The organism is Azotobacter chroococcum, from assembly GCF_002220155.1.
In the GTDB taxonomy this organism is placed as follows: Bacteria; Pseudomonadota; Gammaproteobacteria; order Pseudomonadales; family Pseudomonadaceae; genus Azotobacter; species Azotobacter chroococcum.
The window spans coordinates 2,743,101-2,755,286 of the sequence record NZ_CP011835.1 but is presented as its reverse complement, the minus strand read 5'-3'; the positions used below and the strand labels follow the sequence as shown (position 1 = coordinate 2,755,286).

Here is a 12,186-nt window from a genome sequence, read left to right as displayed (position 1 = left end):
CGATTACCCACCATTGGCATCGATGGACAAGGCTGCGCAGCCTTTACCGCCCCTTCGCCTTCTCATAGGCCGCGCTGCGCTCGCGCTTGCCCACGGCGACCACCACCACCACCACGCGCTCGTCTTCCACTCGGTACACCAACCGATAGCCCGAGGCGCGTAGCTTGATCTTGTAGTGGTTCGGCATCTCGCGCAGTGCGTCGGCCGGCACCTTGGGCAGCTCCAGACGCTCGCGCAGTTTCTTCTTCAACTGCTCGCGCACCGTGTGCTCCAGCTTCTCCCATTCCTTCAGCGCGGACGGCAGGAACTCCAGGCTATAGGTCATCCAGATTCACCGGCACGGGTGTTTCGCCGGCGCGAGAGCGGGCGAGTTCGGCCAGCTCCAAGTCTTCCAGCCGCTCGACCATTGCCTCGAACGCTTCGGCCGGCACCATGTAACCCATCACCCGGTTGTGATTCAGCACCGCCACCGGCCCGCCATTGGCGCTGCCGATCACCGCAGACGGGTTCTTCTTCAGCTCGGACACACTGACGGCCTTGTCGGCCAGTACGTTTTGCATGGGAAAGACTCCTTTTCAGGTCTTTATTCTGGTCTTTTTTGCCGGAGTCAAGCAATACAGCGAGGGGGCCGCTGGTCCCTCAGGTGGCTGATGGAGAAGCTGGCAGGGTGGGTAACTCGCGCAGCGATTACCCACCGTTGGCATCGGTAGACAAGGCTGCACCGTTGTCTATCCTACTTGCTGCTTAAACGACTTCAATACCCATTTTTTTCATAATTCCACGAGTATGCTGTATCCAATCTCGATTTTGCTTCCGTAACAGTCGTCCCACTTTTTTATGAGCCTCGGCTTCATCTTTGTATAGAGGGCTCACTGGGGGAGAATTTTCGTACAGCCAATTCTGCCACTCATAAATGGAAATGGTTTCGCTGCAAAATAGTTGGTAATCCGGAAAGATGCCAGTTGGTGCGGCCTTGAAGTTGTCAAGCGAGGAGTGCTCAACAAACCTATGGCTCTTCTGCTCAAAAATGTTGCCAATCCCGCGATCAAAACAAATGCTATGATTTCTGACATATGCATTTTCATAGATGTTGGTTTCACTTCTTAGGCGATCTCCAAACATGGGCTGAAAGAAAGCTCTCGCATCACTAGGTAGCCCTCTTCTTAGGATTGGGCTCATAACTCTTTCCTGTCCAAGCTTGAATTCGCCATGGATCACAAAGTTGCCCGCGTCATCCGGTGCTAGAGCTTGGTCGGTGATATAGGGGAATCCACATCGCCTAGAGCAAAGAAACGCAGTTGAGATGTTTGTTATATAAAGATCGTCAATGACCAAGCTAAAGGCGCTAGGCATTATGAAGAATGATGGAGAGTTAATACCCATCATGTTTATTTTTGACTTGGAAGATGTAGATCTTCTAATTATTACACCCCTGTCATATTGTCCGATTCTATCTGCAATGTGGAATTTTGGATTGGCTTCTAGTGGGTTCTTGTCCAGCATTTGCAGGCCAAGCCAAAGACCAACGCGAATCTTGTCAAGCCAATCCAAAAAAGTCGAAAATTGTTCCCCGTTAACATCATCCCCGCGCTGAATTCGCTCTAAAGTCGCTTTCGCCTTATCCTCCAGGACAGAGTGGGCAGAGTTACAGCTTTCGCATGCAGGGAATGTAAACTGATCAAAAGCAAACTGCCTTTTTCTTCCATTTGCTAGGCAGAAGTCGGTTTCGAAAACTGCTTGCCTGCTAGGATCCCCTGTCGCCTTTATCAACCACTGAGGAATCACATGCTCTTTATTTTTCCCCTCAGGGATCTCGCCGCAAAAAATGCAAAGCCTTGCCATTGTTGCTCCAGAATACAGCCTCAGAAAACTTGTGCACCTGAGTGAAATTACATATGTGTACGCTACCGAATAAAATGGTATTGGGGCAGCATACCTTTTCATCGTCCGACTTCCGGCTTGCACGTCGGTTTTCAAGTCCATTGATGACCGTTCGTCGGCCTTATACACCAGGTAGCCCCGTCTTCGTCGGCTCCTCAAAGCGCTGACAGCCTCCCAGTTGACTCCCATCAGCTTCTCCCGCTAAGGTCCCCCCGCTGCCGCCAAATCGGCAGCCTGGGCTTGGCGGCCCGGATTCGTAGGCGGACACAACCGCCGTCAGAGCGGTTTTTTTGTGCCCGCAGCATGGCTACACCCGTTATGGGCGGGCCGTGTGTGGGGAGCTTTCGGGCTCCGCCTGCCCTACGACAGGTCCGCCAACCCGCACGGTTCCGCTCACCCATCTTGGCGGATGGGCGCGGAACTCCATCAATTTCGTAGGAGTTTCGTCATGCAAGCGCTCACCTTCCGCGACACCCAGCTCGATATCACCGACCGCGATGGCCAGCCGTGGCTGCAAGGCGCGCAGATCGCCTGCGCACTCGGTTATGCCAGCGAGGATGCCATCAGCCGCATTTACCGCCGCAATGCTGACGAGTTCACCCCGTGCATGACCGAGACGGTCAAATTGACCGTCTCGGGGAATCTGCAGAAGGAGGTCCGCATCTTCTCCCTCCGCGGCGCCCACCTGCTGGCGATGTTCGCTCGCACCGAGGTCGCCAAGGAGTTCCGTCGCTGGGTGCTCGATGTGCTGGACGGTCTGAGCGCGCAGGACTCCGCCCCCAACAGTTCGGTCACTTCGACCGAACCCATCCACCTCACCTACAACGACCGCCCGTTCCGCATCGTCCCCGAGGGCGCGGCGCTGTGGTTCGTCGCCGTCGATGTGGCTCGCGCCCTGGACATGCGCGACGGCCACTGCCTCACTCGCCATCTGCGCAGCGAGCACAAGGCGCAGCGGCAGGTCGGCCAGCGGCGTCTTAGCCTAATCGACCGGGCCGGGCTGGAGCTGGCCCTGCATCACGCCAGCCCGGCGCGGGCCGAGCCGCTGCGGCTGTGGCTGGAGGCGACGCTGGAGCAGTTCGTGACCGGCACGCCGGCACCGCGTGCATTGCCGGGTGGGTTGTCCGGGGAGCAGCAGGGCGTGCTCAAAGCGCTGGTGGCGGCACGCATCGAGGCGCTGCCCGAGCTGGAGCGGGGTAGGGCGGCGACGCGCTGTTGGTCGGCGCTCAAGTCCAAGTTCGGCTGCGGCTACAAGGAGATCGCGCCGGAGCGGTTCACCGAGGCAGTGAGTCTGGTGGCGCGCATCGTGCTGGAGGGCGAGCTGCTGGAGCCGGAGGCGCCGAAGGTGGTGGGCCGGCTCGATATCGACTACCCCATCGAGGACTGGAAGGCCCGCAACCCGCAGCAGTTCCGCCACGACAACCCGAACAGCCCGGATCTGGTGGTCGGCTATGGGGATCTGCTGTCGAGCGACTATTCCCCCTGCTGCGACCTGCTGGACAAGCTGCACAACGCCGGCTATCGCATCGATGGCGCCTTCTACGAGCTGCGCTCCTATCAGAACCTGATGCTCCAGATGGACATGGCCATCCGGCTGATGGTCGGCAATGCGCGCCAGGCAATAGAAGGCTTCGAGCAGGATCGTCGGCGCCTCCAGAAATTCGTTGGCGTGAAGGGGCACAAGATATGATTTCCCCGCGCACGCGGGGATGAACCGGTCAGGTCGGCCTCCGTCGCCGGCAGCGAGGGAATTTCCCCGCGTACGCGGGGATGAACCGACGCCCTGGCCGAATTCGCCGCCGGCCGCCTGCCGTTCCCCGCACCCGCGGGGATGCTCCTTTGAGAACATTTCCATGCCCGCCGTCACCCGCCTGGGCGATCGGTGCACCGGGCACGGAGCCTTTCCACCGCGCCCGTCCGTCGCTGCCAGCCCGAACGTATTCGTCAGCGGTATCGCCGCCCACCGCTAGGGCCTGTTGACGTTTTGGCGTGAGCCGCGTTGCCGCGCCAAATGCCGCCAGGCAAGGCGCGGGTCGCCGGCAATGGTCATTCCCTTGCCAAGACCCGCAACGCCGCATGGCGGCATTTGGCGCGCAACCCGAAGGGACGAGGTCCGTTTGGCGCAGCACGGCGTCGCTCGTCGTTCATTTGGAATGACCAAACTTCTCTCCTCGTTCCTTGTTCTGCGCCAAACGGGCCTCCGTCGCGGCCTACGTCAAAACGTCAACAGGCCCTAACTGGGCAACCGATCAGCTGTGGTAGCCGAATAGTTGATAATAGGAAGCATTAACATATAGGATTTCGACGCGCTTTCATACCATCTCGTTTTTTCGTTAGGATCACAAAATCGATGCGTCGCTCGATCGTCTCGCTGTGCCTGCTGCAAGCTGTTCCAATTATGACCTGGGCCGTGCAATCACCACTCGATGCTGGCTCTGGCATCCAGCTCGAAGCCGTCAATATCAGTGCCGAGGCCGGTGACTACGAGCGCGCCGACGGGCCGGTGGAGGGCTATCGTGCCACCCGTTCAGCCAGCGCCACGCGCACGGATACCGCGTTGCATGAAACACCGCAATCGGTCAGCGTGGTACCGAAGGACGTTCTGGAAGACACCGGGGCTACCCGTCTGCAGGACGCTCTCGACTATGCCGGAGGAGTAGGGCGGGCCAACAACTTCGGCGGTCAGGGATTGACCACCTTTACCGTACGGGGCTTTACCACTGGCGAGTTCTACCGCAACGGCTTCCCGATCAACCGCGGTTACCCCAACGCGCCTGACGCCAATACCGTCGAGCGCCTTGAAGTGCTGCGCGGCCCGGCCACTAGCCTGTACGGCCGCGGCGATCCCGGCGGCACTTTCAACGTGGTCAGCAAACAGCCGCTGCCCGAACCGAAGGTCACCCTGGGCAGCCAGTTCGACGATCAAGGCATGCACCGCGCGACGCTCGATGCCACCGGGCCGCTCAATCAAGATGGCTCGCTGGCCTATCGCCTGAACGTGCTTGGGGAAGGCGGCGAAAGCTTCCGTGACGATGTCGAAAGCGAGCGCTACGACGTGGCGCCGGTTATCAGTTGGCAAGTCAACGACAGCACCAAGGTCATCTTCGAAGGTGACTTCATGCGCAACAACCATCCGCTGGATCGTGGTCTGACCCGCTACACCACTCAGACCGGTAGCGCGTCGCGCGACACCTATATCTGGGAGAAAGGCAGCGACAACCTGCTGCACAACGACAACAACATGGCTCAGGTGCGCTTCGAGCACATGCTCAACGACGACTGGACGCTGGGCGTCGGTTTCCAGTTCCTCGACGGCTCGCTCAAGGGCAATGCCGTTGAGGCCAACGGTGCGCCTGCCGACGGCCGCACCCTTCAGCGCAACTTCAACTACCGCAAACTGGAGTGGACCGACCGAGACTGGCAGCTCAACCTCACGGGGCATTTCGACACTGGCGCGTTCAACCACACACTGCTCACCGGCGTCGAGTACGAGAACTACGACTACAACTCGATCATCCAGCGCTCGTCGGCGGCTAACGGCACCTATCCCATTGACATCTACAACCCTGTGCTCGGCCAGCCGCGACCGGCGCTGACCCGCACTACTACATGGGACAAAGAGAACCTGCAGACTTGGGCCGTCTTCATCCAGGATCAGGTGGCCCTGACTGAGCGCCTGACGGCCCTGGCCGCCGTGCGCTTCGAGCGGTTCGAGCACGACTATGACAACAAGCTCAACAATGCCGGTGATTTCACCAAGGCTGAAAACGGCGTTACCCCTCGGTTCGGTTTGATCTACGACGTGACCGACACCGTTGCGGTGTATGCCAATACCGCTCGCTCGTTCAAGCCCAACAGTGGCACACCTGCCGCCGGCGGTGGGTTCGATCCGGAAAAGGGCAAGTCGTACGAACTGGGCATGAAATGGGAAGCTCTCGATCGCCAGCTGAGCGTTGATGCGGCGATCTACCACATCGTCAAGGAAAACGTGCTGACCCTGGACCCGGCCAACCCCACCTATAGCCTAGCGGCCGGTGAGGTGCGCAGCCGGGGGCTGGACATCAATGTCGCCGGCAACATTACCCCTGAGTGGCGGATGATTGGCGGCTATGCCTATGTCGACGCCGAAGTGACTAAGGACAACCGCCTGCCTTCCGGCACGCGCCTGGCCAACATCCCCCGCAACAGCTTTAGCCTGCTCAACACCTACGAGTTCCAGGACGGCTTCGCCAAGGGCCTTGGGCTGGGCGTAGGGTTAAAGTACGTGGATGACCGAAAGGGGCAGACCGAGGCCGTCACTTATACGATGGAGCGCTACAGCGTTGTCGACCTGCTCAGCTACTACAAGGTCAACGAGTATGTGCGCCTGAACCTGGATGTGAAGAACGTCTTCAACGAGGGATATGACGAAGGGGCCTTCAATACCTATGCCTATCCTGGCGCGCCACGGACGGTGCAGGCAGGCGTGGCCTATACCTTCTGATGGTTGCTGTTACGCGAAATGACGGTGGCATCGGGCTGTGCGGGAGAACTGCTGCTCAAGCATCGGCGGAACGATACTGATAACGGGCTGCTATGGGTTATTAGCTTCCAGACATGACCGGCAGCTAACGATCGATTCTGTTGAAAAACAGGGGTGACCATAGATCACATGGGTAGCCACAGGAACCCACAACCATGGCCACCATGCTCTCGTAATTTCGCTTCAGCTTGTCATAGCGGAACGCCACAGCACGGTAATGCTTCAGCCGCGCGAAGGCGTTCTCGACCAGATGCCGGTAGCGATACAGCCCCCGGTCCAGGTCGCCATTGCCCTTGATCGAGTTGCGCTTTCGGGAGATGACCGCCCGTGCGCCCTGCGCTTCGATCTGTTCGCGGATGCGCTCACTGTCATGGCCCTTGTCGGCCACGATCGCTTCGGCAGACGGCAGCTGCGCAATCAGCTCGGGGGCCGAGCTACAGTCATTGACCTCGCCCCCGGTGATCTCGAACGCCACGGGCAAGCCATGCGCATCGACGGCCAGATGGATCTTGCTCGTGTGTCCCGCGCGGCTTTTGCCGATGGCTTCGGGGCGATCGCTGGCAGCACCGGCACTGTGCTGGTGGGCTTTCACATAGGTGCCATCGATGAAGGCCCACTCAAGATCGGGCTCCTCGATCAACGCCTGGAAAACCTTGAGCCACTTGCCGGCCGACGACCACGCGTTGAAGCGCTTGTAGACCGAGTTCCAGCATCCGAAGGCGCTGGGCAGGTCTCTCCAGGGGCAGCCCACGCGCATCCGGTAGAGCATGCCCTCGACCGTCATGCGCAGATTCAGCTTTTGGTAGATGGCTTGCTGAAGCAGAACTTTTTCCAGCTTCGACCAGAGTTCATCACTGAGCATCAATCGGGGCATTGCCAGCCTGCGGAGGGAGCGGTGTGGGAACCTCGATTTTGCAGGTTTGCCCGTCCTCATCGCCCCCTCCGGCTCAAAACGTCAACAGGCCCTAGGGCGATGCCTGTGACATCCATTGCGACCTGTCGTCCTGTCATGCCGGCGTGCTGGCCCAGAGCAGCATGACGGTCTTCGCCAACGGCTTGCCGCTCGGCCGCATCGGCGATCCGGTCGACTGCGGATCGACCGTGGCTGAAAGTTTGCCCGACGTCTTCGCCGGATGATCGATTCATGGCCAGCCCATGGGCCCATCGACGACTTCGACCCACCAGCCCGCCCCGTGCGGGCTTTTTCATGCCCGGAGTTCCGCATGACCATCAATGCCAGCGACGTGAAGTTGCTCAAATCCCAGCGCCTGACCGACGAGGCTGACGGCGGCGGGCGCGCCACCGGCACCCCCGTGGTCGACGGCGAGGTCAACAACCTGTTCCCCGACATCAGCCGCCTCGACCGCACCCTGGGCCGCATCAACCTGCGCAAGGGCTTCGCCGGCGTGCTGACTGACAACGCCGACGCCTACCTGGGCGCCCACTGCATCCTCACCCAGGCCCCGGCCGATCCGCGCGTCTCGGTGCTGCTGTTCAATTCCGGCAGCCAGACCGACGAGCGCGACGACGCCCGGAGCGCCATCGAGAACTATGTGGTGCCGGCCACCGCCGCGCCCTTCGAGCTGCTCGGCAACCAGCTGGCCGGCCAGCGCTCGATCGCCGGCGTGCAGCGCGAGGAGCACCGCCTCCCGGAAATCGGCGAGGTCTACCAGCTGGTCAACGGCACTACCAGCAGCCAGTACGTGCGCCTCGTCAGCGTCGAGGCCACGCTGGAGAACTTCATCTACGAGTACTCGTCCGGCCAGTTCCTGACCCTGCCGCGCCGGCGCCTGCAGCTGGGCATCAGCGCTGCGCTGCTGGCCACCTACCCGGGCGGCAGCGTCAACCCGGCCGGCACCACCGCTACCAACGCCGCCAGCCAGGCCAAGGCCACGGTGCTGTCCACCCAGGTGGCCGATGCGGCGAAGTACTACGGCATCAGCCCGCTGGCCGAGGCCGTGGCCCAGGGCGACCTGACCCTCAAGGTCGAGTCGGTCTATGCCGCCCTGGTGCCCAGCACCAACAAGGAAACCGCGCTGCTCGACCAACTGGCCGGCTACAGCCGCCGCCAGTACCTGGCCTGCGGCGCCGCCCGTTCGCCGGCGCTGACCTTCGCCCAGGTGGTCAGCGGCCAGTCGCGGTCCTTCCTCGGCACCGGCGCGCTGCCCGGCTCGATCACCCTGACCGTCAACGGCGGGGTCTATGCCGACGACAAGAAAGGCGGCTTCGCCTTCGTCAGCGGCAGCAACACCTTCAGTAAGCTGACCGTCGACTACGTCACCGGGCAGATCGACGCCTACAAGGCCACGACCTTCACCGGCTCGGCCAGCTCAAGCTACACCCCGGCCGCCGCGGTGACCGGCGAAACCGTCACCGGCGAGATTCCCGTCGACCTGTCCAGCCGCGGCTACGTCTACACCCTGAACCTGGCCAACGCCAAGCCCAAGACCGGCACCCTGACGGTCAGCTACCTGGCCCTCGGCAACTGGCAGGAGCTGAGCGACGCCGGCAACGGCGAACTGGGCGGGCAGGGCAGCGGCACCGTCGACTTCGCCAGCGGCAGCGTCTCGATCACCCTGGCGGCGCTGCCGGATGTCGGCTCGTCGCTCATCTACAGCTACGTCGGCGACAACGCCGCGGCCTACACCCAGCGCACCGGGGCGAGCGTGGCGGCCAAGGCGCGCATCCGCCACCGTCTGCCTCACGACGGCATCCAACCGGGCAGCCTGACCGCCACCTATCTGGTCGGCGGGCTGACCAAGACCATCACCGACACCGGCGCCGGCACCCTGAGCGGCGATGCCAGCGGCACCATCGTCTATGCCACCGGCGAGCTGGACATGGAGCTGACCGCCACCCCGGACAGCGGCAGCGCCATCAGCTACAGCTACCAGCAGGGCAGCGTCGCCGACAACGTGCTCAGCGTGACCCCGGATGCCGCCGGCACCGTGTCCGGCACCATCCCCGGCGCGCCGCTGCAGCCGGGCAGTGTGCAGATGAGCTGGTCGGTGCTGCAGCGCCAGGCCGTGCCCTCGTCGGCGACCGAGTCGACCTACGAGGAAACCCTCGTCCTCGACCGCGCGGTGGCCGACAACGGCAGCGGCGGCTGGGTCGGCGTGACCGGCACCCTCGACTACGCCACCGGCGCCTTCACCCTGCGCGTCGAGGAGAGCTACGACTACAAGGAGTACACCTACAAGCAGACCGGCGGCTGGCCCTTCACCTCGACCGAGCTGGAGAGCACCACCACCAGCCTGCAGGAGCAGTACGGCGGCACCCTGGTCGCCCGCGCCCAGCCGGCCGGGGTCAGCTATGGCGCGCAGGCCGACAGCCAGACCGCGCCGCCGCTGTCCTTCGACCTGCTGCCCGACATCGCCGAGCCCATCGTGCCCGGCTCGCTGATCCTGGCCTGGGGCGGCGACACCTACGTCGACCGCGACGGCGTGCTCTACAAGGGCATCAGCAGCAGCACCAACGCCGGCAGCGCGGTCGGCGCCGTCGACTACGCCGGCGGCACCGCCACCCTGAGCAGCTACCCGAGCGGCAAGACGGCGAGTATCGACGTGCAGGGCTGCTTGACCAGCAACAGCGGTTTTGCCGTGGTCGACGTCACCTTTCGCACGCCCGGCGCGCCGCTGCGCCCGGCCAGCCTGCAGCTGACCGCCGTGCGCACCGACACCGCCGCGGTGGTTAGTGCCACGGCGGACACCAACGGCACCTTCGCCGGTCCGGTGATCTGGGGCTCGGTGGACGTGGAAACCGGCATCGTCCGCCTGAAGTTCACCGCGGACCCGGACGACACCAGCGGCGCGAGCGACATTCCGGTGATTCCGGCGCTCTTGCGCTACAACGCCGTGCTCTACAGCAGCCTGCCGCTGAATGCCGAGCTGATCGGCCTGGACCCGGTGCGCCTGCCGGCCGACGGCCGGGTGCCGATCTACCGCGAGGGCGACGTGCTGGTGATCCACCACACGGCTGAGACGGTGATCGCCAGCCCGCTGGCCGGCACCACGGAAACCCTGGCCCGCGCCCAGCAGGCCGCCATCGAGGTGGTGGACGCCGCCGGCATCGCCCTGGACCCGGCGCAGTACACGGCCGACCGCGAGCTGGGCACTGTCACCTGGGCCAACCCGCTGATCCTGCAGGACGTGGACACCAACCCGCTCAGCCTGCCGCTGACCATCCGCGACCGGGTCGAGCACATGGCGGTATGCAGCGAGGTGCAGATTTCCGGCGCCCTGAGCATTGGCGCGCCGCTGCCCTGGGACCTGCCGGCCGGCGAAACCCAGGTGTCCAGCGCCGTGGCCTGGGGCGACCTGCAGGCGCGCCTGCACACCTGGTACACCCAGAAGACTTGGAACAGCGGAGCGCCCAACTGGACCGACAGTCCCAGCGGCGACAGCACCACCAGCAACTACAACAGCCTCAACTACCCGCCGGTGGTGACCAACAAGGGCGCCATCGCCGGCAAGTGGGCCATCGTGTTCACCGGCACGACCACCTTCAACGTGGTCGAGGAAAAGCTCGGGGTGATCACCACCGGCACCACCAGCAGCGACTGCGCGCCGACCAACCCGGCGACCGGGGTGCCGTACTTCACCATCCTCGCTGCCGGCTGGGGCTCGGGCTGGGCCGCCGGCAATGCCGTGCGCTTCAATACCGATTCCTGCCTCGGCCCGCTGTGGATCGTGCGCACCGTGCTGAGCGGGCAGGGCACGGTCGAGGATGACCAATTTCGGATTCAGATCAGGGGGGATGCGGACTGATGACCGTGCGTTTCTATTCGAGCTTCGACACCGGGGCGCCGGCCCAGCAGGGATCGCGGACCATAGACTATGTGAAGGCCATCCTGAAAGCCTGTTTGGTGAACGGCTATGGCAGCAAGCCGGCCGCCGGCTGGTCGATTGGACACGAGCATGCCGACGGCTTCTCGCTGTTCAACGGCACTGGCTATATCAACCTCGTCGCCAACGGCGCGCAGACCTACACCGCCTATATCATGGAGGCCATCACCGATGGCTCTACGGCGCTGGCGGGAGGGGTCAACCGGCGCAGCGGATCATGGTATGACGGGGCGGCCACAACGGCCCGCCAGCAGTTCTACACATCGAGCTTCTACACTCAGACCAACCCGCATTGGTACGTCGTCGCCGACGAAAAGACCTGTATCTTCATGTGGGGGTCTTTCCAGTCGACGCTAGACGGCTCGCCGTCCTACTGCGCGGCTCACTATTTCGGCAACTATGTCACGGACCTCGGGCAGGAGGACTTCTGCTCGATGGGTGGGGCGAATACCAGTTCAACCTCTACCGGAACCCGCCTGTTTGGCTATTCGGGGATGGTCTTGCGCAACCCCTACACGGGGCTCGTGGATCAGGGCTCGGACGCACTCTATGCGGCCTTGGGCGCCTGTTTCGTCAGCGGTGGGGTAGTTTCTCTGGCACAGTATCAGCTCAACGAGCTGACGCTGGTCCGTTCGCGGGTCTGGGGCTACGGGACAACCCTCGTTGGATCGTCCAGTGTGACATTGGCCTGCTCCTGCGGACGCCTGCGCGGGCTGATGACTGATCCCGTGCTGACCCATGTCTACGCCTCAAAGGCGCTGTCCCTGTTCGGTGTCGCGGATACATGGCAGGGACGAATCCAGCCCATCACGCTGGCCGGCGGCAAGCAACTGGTGCCCTGCTGGCCGAACACCGGGGACATGGGCTATTTCGTCAGTCTGGACTCGGCGGATTGGGGTTGACGCATGAATGGGTCCAATGCGGAAACATTCGCCATCC

At 62.7% G+C, this 12,186-nt stretch carries 9 protein-coding genes; 5 read left to right on the top strand and 4 right to left on the bottom strand.

What is annotated here, in order from left to right; genetic code table 11:
- Positions 1-43 precede the first annotated feature (43 nt).
- The 3 genes from ACG10_RS12580 to ACG10_RS23750 all read right to left on the bottom strand — a co-directional run bounded on the left by ACG10_RS12580 (position 44) and on the right by ACG10_RS23750 (position 1,842).
- Positions 44-325, bottom strand: coding sequence for a type II toxin-antitoxin system RelE family toxin (locus tag ACG10_RS12580; RefSeq protein WP_089168476.1), 282 nt, complete (start codon positions 323-325; stop codon positions 44-46).
- Positions 315-560, bottom strand: a complete 246-nt coding sequence (locus tag ACG10_RS12575) for a type II toxin-antitoxin system Phd/YefM family antitoxin (RefSeq protein ID WP_089168475.1) — start codon at positions 558-560, stop codon at positions 315-317. The genes ACG10_RS12580 and ACG10_RS12575 overlap by 11 nt, the downstream gene beginning before the upstream one ends.
- Positions 561-744: 184 nt before the next feature.
- Complete coding sequence (locus ACG10_RS23750) at positions 745-1,842, bottom strand: hypothetical protein (RefSeq protein WP_157731452.1); 1,098 nt, start codon at positions 1,840-1,842, stop codon at positions 745-747.
- 487 nt (positions 1,843-2,329) lie between these two features.
- Between ACG10_RS23750 and ACG10_RS12570 the strand changes: the two genes are divergently transcribed.
- Complete coding sequence (locus ACG10_RS12570) at positions 2,330-3,571, top strand: BRO-N domain-containing protein (RefSeq protein WP_089168474.1); 1,242 nt, start codon at positions 2,330-2,332, stop codon at positions 3,569-3,571.
- A 660-nt stretch (positions 3,572-4,231) separates the two neighbouring features.
- On the top strand, positions 4,232-6,364 hold the full coding sequence (locus ACG10_RS12555; protein WP_089168473.1) for a TonB-dependent siderophore receptor: 2,133 nt from the start codon (positions 4,232-4,234) through the stop codon (positions 6,362-6,364).
- Between the two features lie 164 nt (positions 6,365-6,528).
- Here the strand turns inward: ACG10_RS12555 and ACG10_RS12550 are convergent.
- A protein-coding gene (locus tag ACG10_RS12550; RefSeq protein WP_232487102.1) for an IS5 family transposase occupies positions 6,529-7,277 on the bottom strand; the annotation gives its coding sequence in 2 pieces (ribosomal slippage) (positions 6,529-6,557 and positions 6,557-7,277; 750 coding nt in all).
- 161 nt (positions 7,278-7,438) lie between these two features.
- On the opposite strand from ACG10_RS12550, the gene ACG10_RS12545 reads away from it, so the two are divergent.
- The 3 genes from ACG10_RS12545 (at position 7,439) to ACG10_RS12535 (ending at position 12,149) form a co-directional block, all read left to right on the top strand.
- Positions 7,439-7,540 (top strand): PAAR domain-containing protein, encoded by a 102-nt coding sequence (locus tag ACG10_RS12545; RefSeq protein ID WP_089168472.1) that lies wholly within the window; start codon positions 7,439-7,441, stop codon positions 7,538-7,540.
- Positions 7,541-7,626: 86 nt separating this feature from the next.
- A complete protein-coding gene (locus ACG10_RS12540; RefSeq protein WP_089168471.1) occupies positions 7,627-11,169 on the top strand; it encodes a hypothetical protein in 3,543 nt (1,180 codons plus the stop codon).
- On the top strand, positions 11,169-12,149 hold the full coding sequence (locus ACG10_RS12535; protein WP_089168470.1) for a hypothetical protein: 981 nt from the start codon (positions 11,169-11,171) through the stop codon (positions 12,147-12,149). The genes ACG10_RS12540 and ACG10_RS12535 overlap by 1 nt, the downstream gene beginning before the upstream one ends.
- Positions 12,150-12,186 lie beyond the last annotated feature (37 nt).

Excerpts from the sequence above, each read along its gene's own strand:
- ACG10_RS12535 (WP_089168470.1), top strand. The coding sequence starts at position 11,169 with ATGACCGTGCGTTTCTATTCGAGCTTCGACACCGGGGCGCCGGCCCAG.
- ACG10_RS12580 (WP_089168476.1), bottom strand. The coding sequence starts at position 325 with ATGACCTATAGCCTGGAGTTCCTGCCGTCCGCGCTGAAGGAATGGGAG.
- ACG10_RS12570 (WP_089168474.1), top strand. The coding sequence starts at position 2,330 with ATGCAAGCGCTCACCTTCCGCGACACCCAGCTCGATATCACCGACCGC.
- ACG10_RS12545 (WP_089168472.1), top strand. The coding sequence starts at position 7,439 with ATGACGGTCTTCGCCAACGGCTTGCCGCTCGGCCGCATCGGCGATCCG.
- ACG10_RS12540 (WP_089168471.1), top strand. The coding sequence starts at position 7,627 with ATGACCATCAATGCCAGCGACGTGAAGTTGCTCAAATCCCAGCGCCTG.
- ACG10_RS12575 (WP_089168475.1), bottom strand. The coding sequence starts at position 560 with ATGCAAAACGTACTGGCCGACAAGGCCGTCAGTGTGTCCGAGCTGAAG.
- ACG10_RS12555 (WP_089168473.1), top strand. The coding sequence starts at position 4,232 with ATGCGTCGCTCGATCGTCTCGCTGTGCCTGCTGCAAGCTGTTCCAATT.
- ACG10_RS23750 (WP_157731452.1), bottom strand. The coding sequence starts at position 1,842 with ATGGCAAGGCTTTGCATTTTTTGCGGCGAGATCCCTGAGGGGAAAAAT.